The sequence below is a fragment of the Aerococcus sp. 150760013-2 genome (assembly GCF_053627715.1).
This window is the reverse complement of the sequence record NZ_JBSEYI010000004.1, coordinates 128,178-144,330: the sequence shown is the minus strand read 5'-3', so window position 1 is coordinate 144,330 and position 16,153 is coordinate 128,178. Positions and strand designations below refer to the sequence as shown.

Genomic DNA, 16,153 nt, shown 5'->3' with positions numbered 1-16,153 from the left:
TAAAAAATGAATAATGGAAAAGAGTATAAAAAAACCAGGTAATCTAATGATTACCTGGCAGATATTACTCATCAGTCCTATTTGACGAAGAGCCGTTTAAACGTACTTTATAAACATGGCGTGGTCGATTTCTAGGTAGAGGTTTTTATGACGCCATTCGCGTTCATAGCCGAGACTATTACTGATAAAATGTTGATTACCTTGCTTTATTTGGTGTCTGATGTGAACGTGCCCCATGATTGATTGTTTGATTGGATAATCTTGATAGAAAGGTAAGTAGTCATCGGTTGCGATATAGGCATTGAAGAAGTCGAACACCCGGTGTGGCATGGGGATAGTAAACTCAGGAATGGTAACGACATGGGTCAAAAGGATAATATTTTTGGGTTGAGGGGCTGTCATCACTTGGTCTAAGGTTTCTTTGGTTTCCTGAGCGAATTGCTTAGAGACTTCTTTGTCAGTTGCTTGCCAATCTAGCCGAACTTTATCTTGCCAGGTGACGAGTTTGTGGCGGCCGGTCTCTAACTTTTCTTCTGTAAAAGCTGGATCATGATAGGCATGGTTGTACCAACCAGTATGACCAACAACAGCAGTATCCCTGCCCACCATTAATGCCTTGTTTAATATGCTTTGTGGGTGACTTTTAAAGGTGTCGTGGATAGTCAATGTATGCTTTTTGGCCGATTTTGCTTCCCAGTAATCATGGTTACCTGGTATAAAATAAATCTTAGCGCCGGATTGAGCTTGTAATTTTTCCACAAATGCAATGGTCTTCTCGTAATGGTTAGAGATGTCACCACCGATAAAGACTTCGTCTAGTGCTTGGTCGTTGATGTAGGCGGATAGGGTATGAAGAAAGTCTGTTTCTTGTAGGGTCTTACTGCGGTCGATATGTATATCTGATATAAATCCTAGTTTCATTTGTTTCACCCTTATTCTTGGAATCAACTCTATTCTACCATATGGCTTGAGAATGCATATTAATTGAATTTCTACTGTCGAAAGCATACCATGAGTTTATAAACAAAAACTAGGAGGTATTATATATGGTAGACAATATTCAACCATTCACACAAGATGAATTTGAGAAAGAGATTAAGGATTTTCAAGAGATTACAGCAAATGTGGCGAAAGGGTTCTTAGAAGAAGACGAAGCTAAATTGGTATTTATTGGTCGTCCTACTTGTCCTTTCTGTCGTAAATATTTACCAAAATTAATCCAAGCCTTAGGCGATGAAGTAAGCAGTACATACTATTTAAATTCTGAAGAAACAGCAACTGATGATGCTTTATCTGACTTCCGTTTTGAAGTGGGCGCTAAAACTGTTCCTTCATTAGTTTACGTTGGTGGAGACGGTAAATTTAAAAACTTAAATGCGGATTCTTCAAATTCTGTAGCGGAAATTGCGCAAGCTATTAAAGGGTAATGCCAGGTTAAAGGCAAGTTTAGTAAATATATCTTTGCTAAACCCTTAAGAAAGGTTTAAAGCGCATGAAATCGTTTGAATATATCTATATTTTTCTTTAGACTTATAGGTATAGAAAGGTGTGATTTTAATGAAAACGCCAAAAGTAGTGATGGGATTCCTAGCCGTCGGAGTATTAGCAGCCGGATATACTATTACACAAGTTCAAGCGGATGAAAATGCACAAGATTTATATACAAGTAATGTGGCATCATCTCAAGTTGAATCAGCTACGTCAAGTAGTGAATCAACTAGTCAATCGGAAGAAGCAAGCACAATTACTGAGGAAATAGCCACCAGTGAGAGTGAGTTAGCTTCAGATACGTCTGAAACTTCAGCTACTAGTGAGGCAACAGACACTACTGCAACAGATACTGAGGAAGCAAGTAGTCTTGTAGCGGAAACCACTACAAGTGAAGAACTGACGGATCAAACTGACACAGATACACCAGCTGCGGAGCCTGCAGTTGCTGAAGAAACAGCAGTGGAAGAAGCTGAATCAGCTGACCAAGTAGCAACAGAAGTTGCACCAGCAGCTAGTGAAGAAGCTACTAGTGTGCCTGACCAAACTGAAAACCGTCAAATTATTATTGATCGTGTAGGTTTAGCAAGTGATGCACTAGATGGTTATAGTGATGAGCAAATTGCACAATCACGTGTAGAAGCAGAAAACTTAGGTTCTGACCCCGGTTACTCTTACTCATGGTTACTGCAACAAACGCCAGCTAACGCTGCAACACAATCAATGTAACAAATAAAATTAAAGAACCACTTCCCTTAAATCCATTGAAGATTTAGGAAGTGGTTCTTTTTATCATTCATTCGATACTTCTTTTAGTCATCTAAGAAAGCTTCCATCCGTTTGATGAAGTCTTTTAATACAGTAATACGCGCGTGACGTTTGTCGACCCCAGAAATGACTTTCCATGGGGCTTCTTTAGTAGAAGTTGCAGCAACCATTTCATTCATGGCGGTGTTATAGATGTCAAATTTATCCCGGTTTCGCCAGTCTTCATCAGTAATTTTGTATTGCTTGTCAGGGTCTTTTTCCCGGCCCATAAACCGGTCATATTGGGTGTCTTTATCAATGATAATCAGGTATTTCAATAGGAGATAGTCCTGGTCAGTGATGTTGTGTTCCATCTGGTTAATTTCTTCGTAAGCTTCTTGCCACCGGTAAACTGGCGTCAGGTTTTCGATTCGTTCAACTAAGACACGGCCATACCATGTGCGGTCAAAAATCGTCATCCGTCCCAAACTTGGGAAGTCTCGGTAAAATCGCCATAGGTAATGGTGATTCAACTCTTCATCATTTGGGGCAGCGACGGTAGCCACGTCATACCCACGAGGGTCCATCAACCGGGTTAAGCGTTGGTAATTCCCACCTTTACCGGCAGCATCTGACCCCTCGTAGGCTACAATAACCCCTTTGTTTTCTTGGTAAGCCCTAAACAACAAGTTGGCAGCCTGTTCTTGCAAGTCTTCCTTGATGTCATCATAATCTTTTTTTGAAATTATTGGTGAATGATCAACTTGCCCCACGATATCTGGACTATTACCAATAAAGTCTAAGTCTAATTGCGGACGTGTCAAATCTCTAGACAGCCAATCTTCTAAGCAATCGATACAAGTTTTGAGGGCCAAACGGGATTGATCCTTTTGGTCATCCACATGTAGGATATGCCATGGCGTTTCCTCAAAGTTTGTTTTCTCCAAAATCTCCGTAAAGTGTTTACGGTAAGCCTTGTAGTTTTTCAACTGGTCCTTATCTTGCTTGGTGACTAAGACTTTCCGGTAAGGATCTTCTTTCAAAGCCTCAATCCGGTCCGCCATTTCGTCCTTACTATGGTGGATAAAGAACTTGACCACTATGGTATCATCGTGGGCGAGGGCTTTTTCAATAAAGGAAATATCGTCTAAAACATGATTAAGTGTTTTCTCCTTCATATCCAGCTGGTGGAAGAGGTCATAGTAGAATGAGCGGTCGAAGAAGACGATCTGACCGCGCTTAGGCGACCGCATGAAGAATCGGCGCAAATACGGGCGCTGTTCATCTTCCAAAGTACTTTCATCAAATACGGCCACTTCATAATATTTAGGGTCTAGTTCACGCGTCAAATCCTTGAGCAAGAATCCTTTACCAGAAGCCTCCCAACCATCCACAATCACCAGCATACTTTTCTTGGTTTCTTGTAGTTGGCGGTGTAATTCAGCAAATTTCTCACCTAATTCTGACCGTTTCATATCCTGTAATTCGACTGGAATACTTGTTCTATGAGTGTTTTTGTTGGGTAACATCCGCGTCACTTCTTTCTTTTTGTCAAAATGGCAATTAATATTTAAGGTCATTTTCTTGTATATACATTATAAAGCATAAATGCAATAATGCATAAGGATTGTGCTATTTTCGGTAAAACAGTAGGTATTTTAAAGGAATCCAAGAGTTTTATGATAAAATAATTAGGAAGTACTATATGAAAGAAGGAAAACTGAATGAGAGATTTTAAACCAGCGGTCGATCACTTCCATGAAACGGCCTATAAAGACAAACAAGACATATACGAAGCATTAGCGCGCACCCATTCGCCACACACTTTAGTGATTACTTGTGGTGATTCACGTATTAATGTTGAGAGCTTGTTACAAGCCGGCCCCGGTGAAGTTTTCCAAATCCGAAATATCGCAAATATCGTACCAGAATACAACGACCCAGACCCAGTATTATCCTTACAAGCAGGTTTAGATTTCACTGTAACCTCATTAAAAGTCAATAATATTATCTTACTTGGCCATATCAACTGCGGGGGCTGTAACACTTGTTTGAACCCACCAGAAAATTTTGACGAAATGCCTTATTTAAAAGAATGGCTTAGCAAGTTAAATCCAGTCAAGGAATCTATCGCAGACCAATTAGCAGCCTTAGATGATCCAGTTGCTAAGAGTGACTTGATGGAAAAAACGAATATCATTACCCAATACAACCACTTAATGGAATACCCAATCATCGCTGACCGTGTGGCAGCCGGAAACCTAAAAGTAGAAGGTTGGCATTTCCATACGGATGAAGGTTTTGTTGAAGTTTATCAACCTGAAACCAAGACATTCACGCGACTTTAAGTTAAAATAGATATAATTGAAGCGTCCTTAAATCAAAAGGACGTTTTTCTTTTCGATTTGAAGGAGGGACAAGAGACGATGAATCCACAGAAAAATCAGTTAGAAGCGATCCAGCAGCTGATCAAAAATCCGAAGTCGGTTATAGGGATAATCTTAGCGGCGTTAGCAGTCTATGCCTCGCAAGAACCGTGGAATACGGACGACCAGAACAACAATCAAAGTGACCAAGCACAAGTAGCTGACAGCGAATCAGATTCTTCAACGACTAGTGAATCTGCAACAGAATCCGCTCAAGCAACAGACGGGGACACAGTCCAAGTGGCTGAAGACAGAACTTACACAAGTCCTGAAGAAGTAGCTGCCTACATCGACCAATATGACACACTGCCAGAAAACTATATCACCAAATCCGAAGCCGAAGATTTAGGTTGGGAATCTAGCGACGGCAACTTGTGGGAAGTAGCAGAAGGCATGTCAATCGGTGGCGATTATTTTGGAAACTATGAAGGCCTACTGCCAGAAGAAGACGACTACCGAGAAGCAGACGTTAATTATGTCGGCGGCTTCCGCGGCGCTGAACGCATTATCTATTCAGACGACGGCGATATTTACTACACGGACGACCACTACGAATCCTTCCAACAACTCTATTAATCTTAAGGAGTGACAGGCATGCAAACACTTATCATTGATGGACAAGACCTTTATGGGCAAAAGGACTTGCACGATTACCTAGCAAAAGCCCTAGATTTCCCTAGCTATTACGGTGCCAATCTAGATGCCCTTCACGACATGCTAACTTCATGGCAAACACCCATCATCATTTACTTAGTCAACCTAGATGCCTTGTCAGAACACCTAGGCGCGACTTACAGCAAAAAGTTCCTCAAATTATTGTTGGATGTTGAAGAAAAGAATGCATTCTTGACGATTCTTAGGTAAGATGAAGACAAAGCATTTCTAGACGAAGCAATAAAACGAGCGAAGGAGGGAAGAAATGGGCGTAATGTTAACGTTAGCCTACGAGGTTGCGATTAAAGACCAACAAGTGGCCCTTGAAATTATCAATCAGGCCCACACCATGATTCAAAGCAAATTCCAACCAGCCTTAATGTCTGACAATATCCAATTAGACCATGCCATTCATAAGCAATCTATCCTATTTGCCGATGGTATGTCAGCATTCTTATACTACCGCCTTTTACAACAGGCCATTTACCCCATTCAAATCAATGGGGGGCTAGGTCTATCTGAGGATATTGCCCAGTCATTAACCTATTCAGAACAAGTATTAAAAGAAGCACAGAGAATGGGCGAAGGCTACATTCTATACAATGCGAACTTTTTTGAAGACGGCTTATTAAATATGCAATTGATTAACTGGCAAAAAATCATCCAAGAACAAACGCCAGTTGCCAGGGTATTGTCATTCCTCTATGAAATCCAAGCCCCTGTCTATGTTGACGGATCTATGTTGACCCAAGATTTCTTAGGGGGAGACTTGATTGCGCTAGACCAAGCCAAACAAGCCCTATATGCAGACGATGAAAAATTATTATCTATGACAGATATCAACTTTTCAGCCCGTAAAACCAGCAAGTGGTTGGAGGTTTTTGACCAAGTCGATAAAAACAAGTATTTTATCACCGGTTTATTTAAAAAAGGCTATGCCACAGCCGTTGCCAATATGACCTACATGACCCGGCAAAATATTGATTACCATTTCCGCAGTGGACGGTTCGCGTTTGAGCGAGACATGCTTGCGACAATTGTCTTACAAATGGACCGCGAGATCGCCGCACTAGGTTAGGTAAAGTGAATAAGTGGATCAGTAGACCAGTGGAAAAGGAATACATGAGAAAAAGGTTTGAGAATCACTATTTACTGAGGGATTTTCAGGCCTTTTTTCTTTGGGATGGATTGTAAACAATAAGTAAATATTATGTTTACAAAAACGAAACTTTTCCAAAGGGTTTTCTACTTGAGCAAGGGCGAAAGTCTTTGGTAATATGAATAAAGAAAGCGTTCGGAAGAACCGAATTAAACTGAACGCTAAAGGAAGCATTATAGGGATGATGTTATTTGAATGGGATTGAAAGGAAAATGGTGAACGATTCATGGAATCATGGGATAAACAAGCAAGTCGCCGTAAAGCCAAGCTACAAGGGCTAAAAGAAAAGATTTACTTGAACTGTGTCAATATTGATGCACCCTTTATTAAGGCATTTTCACTGGCGCACATCTTATACTTAGCTGCCTTCTTTATGATTTTACTTGCCATGTTTATTTTTAGAGACTTTATCAACATCCACCAGGTAGTTATTGGTCGTGTCATGTTTACCATTTCCATTTTACAACAAATACTCTTATACTCTTGGTATTATTTCGAGACCAAATTCGACTTAAAACAAGCCTTGCCACTGCACATTTGTCGCCTATCAACCATAATGGGACTGATTTACCTACTAGCAGGTAACCAAATGATCATGCAAGTATTATTCTATTTCGGAATTTACGCTTACTTCTCATTTTTTATGCCAAGCCGTATCAACAAAATTTACCACGTATCAGGCCTAAGCTACTTTTTAAACCATGTTATTACGATTTTGATTCCATTCTTCGCTTACTTCACCACAGGATGGACACCCTCAATCCGCGGTTTAATTGTGTCACTAGGTGTTTTTGCAGTTTACTGGTTTGTCGCATTAATGGTCAACCAATCAACTGGCGGTAACTATTTCTACATGAAATATCGCCCAGTACCAGCCTTAGATAAAGTCAACTTCAAAACCTATGCAGTAGGAAACTTTATCTTTACAGTAGGGCTATTCTTGATTGGCTACAGCATCTTCAATTTCTTTGTCTAAATATTTTGCTAAAAGAACATACGCACGCTGAGTTGAGCGCTAACTCTACTTGGGGTGCTTTTCTCAATGACAGGCCACTCAGGATACGCTAATAGGGGGATTCTTGTAAGTTGGCGGCAGGTCATCGAACATAAACGATAGACGCGAGACTCAACATTTGAAAGGGGCCAATCATGGGAATCATTTCGACTGTCGGACGGCAGCGACAACCAAAAATACAGCCAGATTTAAGATACTATGAACAAGTCAAATTAATGAAAAATCGCTATACCAGACGGACTTTTCCAAATGGTGAATTTATCTTAAAAAAATTGCCGACCTCAGATGTTGGCGGCCAATTGGACGAGCGCTTGGTTGGGTCGATTAAAATTCACCGGGACCCGACGCCAGTGATTCAATACCTCAACAACATTATCGAGAAACAATATAACCCCTTCCTATTCTTGTATCGACGGGTAGTGGGGACGACTTTAAACCGGGACATTTCAGACGGTCAAGTGACTATTCGCGAGTATGACTTCCCTATTGAAGAACGGTTTATGCATGCCCGGGTCTTCTATCCGGATGAAGTGCAACAAGCAAATGAGCCAGCACCTGTAATCCTTTACCTTCATGGTGGGGGCTTTATTGGGACGACCTTTGATACCATTACCAATACCTGCCGGGGGATTGCCTATAAGGCCGGTGCTGTTGTAGTGGCCTTTCCATATAGCTTGGCACCAGAGAAACCCTTTCCCCACGCCTTAGTGGACGGAATCGCGATGCTTGGTTGGGTCCGTGATAACGCTGAAATGCTAGGTGTAGACCCTGGAAAAATAGCCATCATGGGTGATTCATCGGGTGCTAATATTGCTGCAGCCATGAATATCTATGACATCGAATCGGGTAACCAGTGGATTAAACAGCAAATTCTCCTTTACCCCATCGTTAATATGGCACTTAAGGAAACGCCGGGTTATGAGTGGTCCTTGGATGAGTATGATATCCATGACAACGACGAAATCATTACCTTTATCGTCAAGTCACTTGGAATTGGTGTTCATTATATTAACAAGTTATATGCTAAAAATGTGGACCTCAAAGATCCGCTGGTGTCGCCACTATTCGCTTCAGATAAAACCATTCAACAAATGCCACCGACCATTATTGTGACGGCGGAATACGATTTCTTGCGGATTGAGTCAGAAGCCTATGCCAAGCGCCTGGTGACAAATGGTGTCCAAACGTCCTTCTTCCGTTATCGGGGTTTAGACCATGGTTTTGTCGATAAAATAGGGATCTTCCCCCAATCAGAAGATGCCTTAAGTGAGATTGGCATCCGCTTTAGAGAGACCTTTGGCTTGGGGAAAATGACTGAATCTGAAAGTGTGTGACCCTTTCCTTCAATACCTAAATGGGTTTCATGTATAATAAGGTATATAGTATTTTTCACATACAGAAGAAAAAATGTAAGTGATTAATTTTAAAAAGATCAACAAAAAGGGAGTGTGTAAAATGTCTTATAAAATTTCACGAAAAGCTTCGGAGATAAACAAAGAAGCGAGTGCCATACAGCAGGGGAATACCCTAGCGATTTTTGGTGCGACTTTAGTTACCGGGATTATTACAGGCTTGATTACTTGGGCAATTGAAATGATTACCGGCACAACCGATACGACAACCGCAAAAGATTCTATGTTGACGATTGCGGGTATGGTATCGTTGATTATTTCGATCTTTATTTCTTTCCCATTAAGCTTAGGGATTGATTGGTCGGTTTTACGATTGGTGGATGAGGATCGTTTCCATATTGGGAATATTTTCGAACCGTTCCAACGTCGTTATTTTCGTAATATCTGGAACCAAATTATCTATACTATCGTCATCTTTTTATGGATAATCTTGTTTGCCGTAGTTCTTGGTGGTATTGGTGTTGGAATCTTCTACCTAACTGGTCAATCTTTAACACCGCCAACTGACTTAACAGCAGGTGATTATTCAGGATTAGCAGGTCTTGCAGTAGGGTTAGTGCTTCTTTTTATTATCTTGATGACAATCGTTACCTTGCGTTTAGTGATGAACAACTACCTACTATTTGATAATGACCGTATTGGTGGCCGCAAGCCATTGAAGGTGTCTAAAGTCATGATGAAAGGGAACAAGTGGACCTTATTCTGGATTGGTTTTCAAAATGCCCTTTACCCAGTCTTACTAGCTATTGTGATTTTTGGTGGTTTAGGACTATTAGGTGCCTTCCTAAATAACGGTGGTATCTTAATTGCTATCTTAGCGATTATCGCGACTGTAGCCATCATGATCTTCTCCATTAAATATACAATCCGTCAAATGGTTGCGACAGCTTTACTATACCGTTTAATTACTGACGAACACGGTGATGATTTAGACCGCCGTTTTCCAGAATTAGACCTAACACCAGACGCACCAGTAAACGAATACCACACTGAGCAACGTCCAGCCTTTACGGAAAATGCAACAGCCATTCATCCAGCTGATGATGTCGCTACAGGTACAGCTGCTAACCAAGCGATTAGGGAAACTCAAGCAGAAAAAGAAACCATAGCAGCTGACCAAGCTGACAACTATGTGGGTGAAACAGCCGCTACAGCAGCAGGTGCTGCCGCAGTATTCTCCTTAGCTGACGAAGAAAAAGCTGGCCAAGATGACGAAGTGACTGAATCTAGCGAATATGAAGCAGACCAAGTAGCTGAAAACACTGCAGGCTCATCTTCAGCCTTACGAGGTTCATACAAAGTAGGTCAAGATGCAGCTGTGCGTCAACCTTATCAAGCTACTTATACAACAAGTGAAGGTCCTATTTCAGCCATCCGTAACCACTTTACGGTAGAAGCGTCTGATTACAACGCAGAAAGACCAGCACAAGAAAAGCCTAGCTTTGACTTGAATGCAGGTCCAGCATCAGAATCAGCAGCTGTACGTCACTCATACGTAGTGGGCGGCCAAGCAATTTCAGATGATACAACAAAAAATGAGGACCAAACGCCGGGAAAGAAACCTTATAATATTATGGGCTACAACACACCAGACCGTACGGATTTTGGTAAAGTTGAACAGGCTAAGGATGTTATTATAGCAGCAGACAAGGCTGAATCAGGTGAAGACGGTATGTTAAATCCTGGTGATTTCGATAAAGATGTGGAGTATGATCCAGAAATCGATCCAGATCATCAAAACTAATTGAATACTTGTCAAAAACCAAACCACTACCGTTCTTTTATATAAGGAGGTGGTGGTTTTGGATATGTTGGATGTTTCCATGCAACTGATTGGTAATGTTGGCTTTCCCATATTTGTGTCGATTTACTTGATGACGCGAACAGAGAAAAAGCTGGATGACCTAATCGCAGCCGTCGAAAAACTAGCACAATAGAAAAAGGCGCCTAGCCCATTCAATTTCGAATGAGGCTAGGCGCCTTTTTAGTGCATATTATGCTATTTACTTAAATCTTGATCAATATCTAACAGAATTTCGTCAACTGCATTCGTTTCGCTATCATCAACAAGGCTCTCATTTGCATAAGGCGAGTTCTTTTGCCCGTCCCAAGCAGCCTTATGAATTTCAACAGCCACTTTTTCTGGAATAGATAATGCTTGAATATCCGCAATCGTGGCTTCGCGAACAGCTTTCATCGTCTTAAAGTGACGCAAGACCTTGGTCCGTGTTTTAGGACCAACGCCGTCAATCCCATCTAATTTAGAAGTAAAGGATTGTTTACTTCTAGTCTTACGGTGGAAGGTAATCGCAAACCGGTGGACCTCATCTTGAATCCGTTGTAAGAGATGGAAAGCCTGGGACCGAGGATCAAGTGGGATAATGGTCAGAGGATCACCAAAAATTAGGTTGGCCGTCCTATGCTTATCATCCTTGACCATACCAGCCACTGGAATGTCTAAACCAAGCTCATCTTCCAAGACTTCCTTAGCAGCATTCACTTCAATTGCACCACCATCCATCAAGATTAAATCAGGAAAATGCCCATTCTCTTTCAGGAGGCGTCCATAACGACGCCGGATAACCTCTTGGGTTGTCGCAAACTCATTGGATCCATCAACCGTCTTGATCTTGTATTTACGGTACATAGATTTATTCGGACGCCCGTCCTCATAGGCCACCATCGCCGATACCGGGTTAGTCCCTTGGATATTTGAATGGTCAAAACTTTCAATGACTTTCAAGTAAGGTAGGTTCAAGGCTTCAGACAATTGGTCAACAGCACCGGTCGTTTTTTGTTCCTTCATGGCCAATAACCTAAATTTGTCTAGATGGGCAATCTTGGCATTTCGTTGTGCCATCTGCAGCATCTTGTGCTTGTCACCTCGTTTAGGTGTCGATACCTTCACTTCAACAGTATCCGCAATCAATTCATTGTCCAAGTTACCCGGCACCAAAATTTCTTTAGGCTTCGTATGGTTGGCTTCTTGGTAGAATTGGACGATGTAGGAAGTCAACTCCTCTTCGGGGTCAGAATACACTGGGAAAAGGGCCGAGTCCCGCTTAATAATGGAAAACTGCCGTAACAAGAATACTTGGATTGAAATCCAACCTTTGTCAAAGTAAAAGGCAAAGACATCACGGTCATTGTATTGCTTAGACATGATATTTTGTGGTTCCACCGTTTGTTCAATATAGTTGATTTGGTCACGGTACTCAGCAGCCCGTTCAAACTGCAAGTCTTCAGAAGCAGCAGTCATTTTCCCTTTCAAATCATCCTTAATATTCTTCACATCACCATTTAGGAAACGGCGAATCCGTGCTTTCTGCGCTTTATATTCTTCCACTGGCACTTCATGGTCGCAAGGACCAATACATTGCCCGAGGTGGTAATAGAAACAAGCCCGCTTCTCATTCTTCCCGCACTTACGCAAAGGATAGGTCTTCTGCAGTAAATCGAGGGTACCGGATGCCGCATAAATATTCGGATAGGGACCAAAGTACTCGCCACCATCATCCTCCACCACAGACGTAATAATCATCTGTGGATCACGCTCATTGGTAATCTTGATATAAGGATACATGGTCCCATGCTTCAAGCGTATATTGTAGTGAGGCTGGTGTTTCTTAATCAGATTAATTTCAAGCAGCAAACTCTCTTTATCCGTTTGCGTGACAATATAGTCAAAATGGTCAATTTCACTCACAAGCTGAGCCGTCTTACCAGTATGGGTTGACTTGAAATAGGAACGGACACGATTTTTTAAATTCTTCGCCTTACCAATATAAATAATCTGGTCATCAGCATTCTTCATAATGTAACAACCAGGCAAAGCTGGTACAAGGGTCAACAAATTCTCAATTAACTCACTAGCCATCCTTGGCCTCCTTCCGTCAATAATAGCGGCCCTAATATTAGACCTCAAAGTTAAGTAATTTAATCAATCTAGGATTCTATATTTGAACATTTGTCATGGAAAAATTGTATTAATTAGCAAAGTTTATTAAGCATGCTTGATATACATTAATTAAATAATGCCATCAATAAGTACGGCACATAGTTAGCACAGTATATGTGCCGTACTTATCTTGTTTTTTTCCTATTCAATCCGAAATTATACCACGCAGCAACGATTTTTGGCAGTAATTTGCATGCTAGGATGGAATAGTAGCATAGAATTGGTATTATCCACCTTTGTGTTATAAGGATTGGGCTCGATATGGTAAAATATACAACAAAGCTAGCAAGTAAAGCGTGGTCCTTTTTCAAGAGGGCTACATGTAGATAAAGTAAATTTCCTAGGCTGAGTGAGATTTGAGTTTGGGAAATAAAAACCAAGGAGGAATTGTTATGACAAAAAAATCAGCTTTCAACACTTTATTAGGCTTGGGTTCCTTAGCGTTAGGTGCTGCTTATGTTAGGTGGCAAAATTATACTGTTGGAACGACAGATTACTTTGTCGAGAATCCTCGTTTCAAAGACAGTTTGAATGGCTTTACTATTGCCCACCTGTCTGACTTACACCTACCTGATCAAAATGTAGACTTGAATGATATTTTAGATCATGTCTATGATATGCAACCAAATATCATCGCGATTACGGGAGATATTGTCCAAACCGATGCATCTAATTTAGACGAAGCGACCTTGTTTACATTCTTTAAAGCTTTGACTGACATTGCACCAACATTTGCCACTTTTGGTAATCATGATGCAGCGTCATTGCAACATAACCTTTTAGTCCGTACCATGGGAGCAGCAGGAATCGTTCATCTAAATGACCGGGCCATTACCTATACTTATAAGGGTCAACCGCTGACCTTGATGGGCTTAGATGATAAAAAGAATAAATATTTCTTAGTTGGAGATGCCTTGAGAACAGTAGATTTAACAGCTGATCAAATGGCGCAACCAAAAATCTTATTGGCCCACCATCCAGAAGCCTTCTTGCGGTATCATGAAAATATCAATAAGTCACCTGATTTGGTTTTATCAGGTCATGCCCACGGTGGTCAAATCCGCGTGCCGGGAATCGGTGGATTATTTGCTCCTAACCAAGGGAAATTTCCCAAGTATACAGCAGGTGTTTTCTACTTACCCGGTAACCCTGACAAGCAAATGGTGGTTTCACGCGGGATTGGGCCATCAAGTTTCCCAATTCGTTTAAACAACCGCCCAGAAGTGATTGCTGTCCATTTAACAACGGATATTGACCGGGCTGTTGACGGCTTGACCAAATCCATTGATTACATCACTGAGCAAGAGGGTGGGGTAACCTTTCAGCAAGTAGAAGCCCAATATCTAGCCCGCAAGCAAGCACGCGCGCAAGCGCAAGGGTACTTTTCAGTGACACCGGATGCCACAAGTAGCCAAGAAATTATTGATGCCATTGATGAAGAAGCAAATGTTGATGCCTATACATTGGTGCCGAATGAGGAGGAAACGGACATGACAGATCCAAGAGAAAATCCTTTTGTAGACAATAATGACTATGATGATGATGCAGTAGACCGTTCGACGATCGAAGCCCCTAAATATGAGGCTGATGATGAGGAGAAAGTACCGCATAACCCAAGTATTAAGTCGTCTTATATCTTGTTGGACCCAGAAACAAATGAAAGAACTGTCGTAGATGAAAACGTAAATACAGAGAAAATCTTCTCTGATAATTTAAATGAAGATGTATTTATTGTGAAGGACCCTAAGAAAAAATAGGGGTTATTGACTTAAAGAAGAGGGCCTAACCATGGCCCTTATCTTTTGTAGCCAATATTGAACCATAAGCAGTAAAGTAGAAAAAAGAAATAGAGGACTAAAATGACGGAAAATGATACACAAATAACTGGTTTTGTAAGCCAATTACCTAATGGGCTTCAGGACAAATGGCAGTCAGCTGGCTTTGGCCAAGCAACTGATATTCAAACTGAGACCTTCCAACCGATGTATGATGCCCAAAGTGTGATTGCATCAGCACCAACAGGTTCAGGGAAAACCTTAGCTTATTTACTACCGGTTTTAAGCCGAATGGTGGCTGAACGAGAAGCGTCTCAAGGTCAATACAATGGGGGCTTGAGACTAATTGTTTTGGTGCCTTCACAAGAATTGGCTTCCCAAGTGGGGGACGTGGTCCAATCCTGGGCACGAGCTGTCGACTTCAAAGCCATGAAAATTATTGGTGGCGCGAATGTGAAGCGGCAAATTGAGAAAATTAGAGAAAGACCGGATATTATTGTCGGGACTTCGGGCCGGATGATTGAACTGATTGACCAACGTAAGTTGAAGGTTCATGAAGTGGATACTATCATTATTGATGAGGCGGATGCTTTGTTAGATGAGGAACATATTGGCCAAACCAAGCAATTGGTTAAAAAATTACCGGGTAGAGCGCAAGTGGCTTTATTCTCAGCAACAGTACCAGATACTTTGGCTGGTTTAGCTAGTGACTTATTGGCTGAACCTGTAATTGAATTGGCAGCTGAAAAAATAGGCACGGCCTTTGAAAAACAACGACAAGATGGCTATATTAATGTTCCTGTTCGTAAGCGTGACGATATGTTACGTCGACTTGCTCAAGTTGAGGGGATGCGGGCCTTAGTATTTGTCCGTACGGTAGCTGAAATTGAACAGTTGCAACAAAAATTGCAGTTCAACCATATTCAAACGGCTTATCTGCATTCGAAGATGGCGGCGCAAAACCGCCAGCAAGCCATTGCCAAGTTCACGAAGGGTGAATATACTTACCTATTTACAACGGATGTTGCGGCACGTGGTTTGGATATTGAAGACCTACCTTTGGTTATTCAGTATGATTTACCAGCGACACCTGAACAATATACCCACCGGGCTGGGCGAACTGGCCGTATGGGGAAAGCAGGACTGGTCTTGACTTTCGTTAACGATCGTTCGCTTAGAGATTTGAAGAAGCAGGTTGGTGATGATATTCAGCTGACAGCATTCTATACTTATGGGGGGCAACTGACGGACCAGGTACCGAGTGCGAGCCATAACGACGAAGACCAACCCCTTTTACAGGAAGAAAAAGAGGGGGCGGCTGTCAAAGCAAAAGCGCGGGTGAAAAAACCGAAACAAGCGAATAAAGCGGCGGCACCGGCGAAGGCACGGAAGAAGAATCGTAAGCGGGATAATAAGAATAAAGGAGCTAGGCGGCACAAGGATTAATCTGGACTGGTCGAACGGCTTGGAATTCGATACAATGAATTAGTAATATTGAGATAAATATTGAATAGTGGAT

The 16,153-nt window shown here is 41.6% G+C and carries 15 protein-coding genes; 12 read left to right on the top strand and 3 right to left on the bottom strand.

The genetic code is table 11. The features are described 5' to 3' along the window. Positions 1-96: 96 nt before the first annotated feature. Entirely contained in the window at positions 97-921 is an 825-nt protein-coding gene (locus ACUW85_RS03455; protein ID WP_182023180.1) for a metallophosphoesterase, read from the bottom strand. A gap of 125 nt (positions 922-1,046) precedes the next feature. On the opposite strand from ACUW85_RS03455, the gene ACUW85_RS03450 reads away from it, so the two are divergent. Next, positions 1,047-1,427 (top strand): thioredoxin domain-containing protein, encoded by a 381-nt coding sequence (locus tag ACUW85_RS03450; protein ID WP_149256002.1) that lies wholly within the window; start codon positions 1,047-1,049, stop codon positions 1,425-1,427. 130 nt (positions 1,428-1,557) lie between these two features. Beyond that, on the top strand, positions 1,558-2,217 hold the full coding sequence (locus tag ACUW85_RS03445; RefSeq protein ID WP_182023179.1) for a hypothetical protein: 660 nt from the start codon (positions 1,558-1,560) through the stop codon (positions 2,215-2,217). Positions 2,218-2,300: 83 nt separating this feature from the next. Here ACUW85_RS03445 and ACUW85_RS03440 read toward each other — a convergent pair whose 3' ends face one another. After that, the gene (locus ACUW85_RS03440; protein ID WP_048727860.1) at positions 2,301-3,764 is read right to left on the bottom strand and encodes a phosphate--AMP phosphotransferase; all 1,464 of its coding nucleotides are present in this window, start codon (positions 3,762-3,764) and stop codon (positions 2,301-2,303) included. Positions 3,765-3,959: 195 nt separating this feature from the next. Between ACUW85_RS03440 and ACUW85_RS03435 the strand changes: the two genes are divergently transcribed. The 8 genes from ACUW85_RS03435 (at position 3,960) to ACUW85_RS03400 (ending at position 10,838) form a co-directional block, all read left to right on the top strand. Continuing rightward, positions 3,960-4,583: a carbonic anhydrase gene (locus tag ACUW85_RS03435; RefSeq protein ID WP_149256005.1), complete on the top strand. Its 624-nt coding sequence runs from the start codon at positions 3,960-3,962 to the stop codon at positions 4,581-4,583. 78 nt (positions 4,584-4,661) lie between these two features. Continuing rightward, a complete protein-coding gene (locus tag ACUW85_RS03430) occupies positions 4,662-5,237 on the top strand; it encodes a ribonuclease domain-containing protein (RefSeq protein WP_048727853.1) in 576 nt (191 codons plus the stop codon). A gap of 18 nt (positions 5,238-5,255) precedes the next feature. Further along, the gene (locus ACUW85_RS03425; protein ID WP_048727850.1) at positions 5,256-5,525 is read left to right on the top strand and encodes a barstar family protein; all 270 of its coding nucleotides are present in this window, start codon (positions 5,256-5,258) and stop codon (positions 5,523-5,525) included. A gap of 55 nt (positions 5,526-5,580) precedes the next feature. Beyond that, a complete protein-coding gene (locus tag ACUW85_RS03420; RefSeq protein ID WP_048727847.1) occupies positions 5,581-6,393 on the top strand; it encodes a hypothetical protein in 813 nt (270 codons plus the stop codon). 307 nt (positions 6,394-6,700) lie between these two features. After that, positions 6,701-7,450, top strand: a complete 750-nt coding sequence (locus ACUW85_RS03415; protein ID WP_149315089.1) for a YwaF family protein — start codon at positions 6,701-6,703, stop codon at positions 7,448-7,450. 173 nt (positions 7,451-7,623) lie between these two features. Beyond that, positions 7,624-8,823, top strand: coding sequence for an alpha/beta hydrolase (locus tag ACUW85_RS03410; protein ID WP_182023178.1), 1,200 nt, complete (start codon positions 7,624-7,626; stop codon positions 8,821-8,823). Positions 8,824-8,944: 121 nt separating this feature from the next. Continuing rightward, positions 8,945-10,645 carry a DUF975 family protein gene (locus ACUW85_RS03405; protein WP_182023177.1) on the top strand — a complete coding sequence of 567 codons (1,701 nt, stop codon included), beginning with the start codon at positions 8,945-8,947 and terminating at the stop codon, positions 10,643-10,645. Between the two features lie 64 nt (positions 10,646-10,709). Next, positions 10,710-10,838: a YvrJ family protein gene (locus ACUW85_RS03400; RefSeq protein WP_003143129.1), complete on the top strand. Its 129-nt coding sequence runs from the start codon at positions 10,710-10,712 to the stop codon at positions 10,836-10,838. Between the two features lie 62 nt (positions 10,839-10,900). Here ACUW85_RS03400 and uvrC read toward each other — a convergent pair whose 3' ends face one another. After that, the gene (uvrC, locus tag ACUW85_RS03395) at positions 10,901-12,778 is read right to left on the bottom strand and encodes an excinuclease ABC subunit UvrC (RefSeq protein ID WP_182023176.1); all 1,878 of its coding nucleotides are present in this window, start codon (positions 12,776-12,778) and stop codon (positions 10,901-10,903) included. Between the two features lie 473 nt (positions 12,779-13,251). Here uvrC and ACUW85_RS03390 point away from each other — a divergent pair, with 473 nt between their 5' ends. Together ACUW85_RS03390 and ACUW85_RS03385 are read left to right on the top strand one after the other, a co-directional pair. After that, positions 13,252-14,616 (top strand): metallophosphoesterase, encoded by a 1,365-nt coding sequence (locus ACUW85_RS03390; RefSeq protein WP_182023175.1) that lies wholly within the window; start codon positions 13,252-13,254, stop codon positions 14,614-14,616. 102 nt (positions 14,617-14,718) lie between these two features. After that, the gene (locus ACUW85_RS03385) at positions 14,719-16,080 is read left to right on the top strand and encodes a DEAD/DEAH box helicase (RefSeq protein ID WP_182023174.1); all 1,362 of its coding nucleotides are present in this window, start codon (positions 14,719-14,721) and stop codon (positions 16,078-16,080) included. The last annotated feature ends 73 nt before the right edge of the window (positions 16,081-16,153 follow it).

What these genes read in the sequence shown, in the direction of transcription:
- ACUW85_RS03455 (WP_182023180.1), bottom strand. Translation starts at nt 921, where the DNA reads ATGAAACTAGGATTTATATCAGATATACATATCGACCGCAGTAAGACC.
- ACUW85_RS03450 (WP_149256002.1), top strand. Translation starts at nt 1,047, where the DNA reads ATGGTAGACAATATTCAACCATTCACACAAGATGAATTTGAGAAAGAG.
- ACUW85_RS03445 (WP_182023179.1), top strand. Translation starts at nt 1,558, where the DNA reads ATGAAAACGCCAAAAGTAGTGATGGGATTCCTAGCCGTCGGAGTATTA.
- ACUW85_RS03440 (WP_048727860.1), bottom strand. Translation starts at nt 3,764, where the DNA reads ATGTTACCCAACAAAAACACTCATAGAACAAGTATTCCAGTCGAATTA.
- ACUW85_RS03435 (WP_149256005.1), top strand. Translation starts at nt 3,960, where the DNA reads ATGAGAGATTTTAAACCAGCGGTCGATCACTTCCATGAAACGGCCTAT.
- ACUW85_RS03430 (WP_048727853.1), top strand. Translation starts at nt 4,662, where the DNA reads ATGAATCCACAGAAAAATCAGTTAGAAGCGATCCAGCAGCTGATCAAA.
- ACUW85_RS03425 (WP_048727850.1), top strand. Translation starts at nt 5,256, where the DNA reads ATGCAAACACTTATCATTGATGGACAAGACCTTTATGGGCAAAAGGAC.
- ACUW85_RS03420 (WP_048727847.1), top strand. Translation starts at nt 5,581, where the DNA reads ATGGGCGTAATGTTAACGTTAGCCTACGAGGTTGCGATTAAAGACCAA.
- ACUW85_RS03415 (WP_149315089.1), top strand. Translation starts at nt 6,701, where the DNA reads ATGGAATCATGGGATAAACAAGCAAGTCGCCGTAAAGCCAAGCTACAA.
- ACUW85_RS03410 (WP_182023178.1), top strand. Translation starts at nt 7,624, where the DNA reads ATGGGAATCATTTCGACTGTCGGACGGCAGCGACAACCAAAAATACAG.
- ACUW85_RS03405 (WP_182023177.1), top strand. Translation starts at nt 8,945, where the DNA reads ATGTCTTATAAAATTTCACGAAAAGCTTCGGAGATAAACAAAGAAGCG.
- ACUW85_RS03400 (WP_003143129.1), top strand. Translation starts at nt 10,710, where the DNA reads ATGTTGGATGTTTCCATGCAACTGATTGGTAATGTTGGCTTTCCCATA.
- uvrC (WP_182023176.1), bottom strand. Translation starts at nt 12,778, where the DNA reads ATGGCTAGTGAGTTAATTGAGAATTTGTTGACCCTTGTACCAGCTTTG.
- ACUW85_RS03390 (WP_182023175.1), top strand. Translation starts at nt 13,252, where the DNA reads ATGACAAAAAAATCAGCTTTCAACACTTTATTAGGCTTGGGTTCCTTA.
- ACUW85_RS03385 (WP_182023174.1), top strand. Translation starts at nt 14,719, where the DNA reads ATGACGGAAAATGATACACAAATAACTGGTTTTGTAAGCCAATTACCT.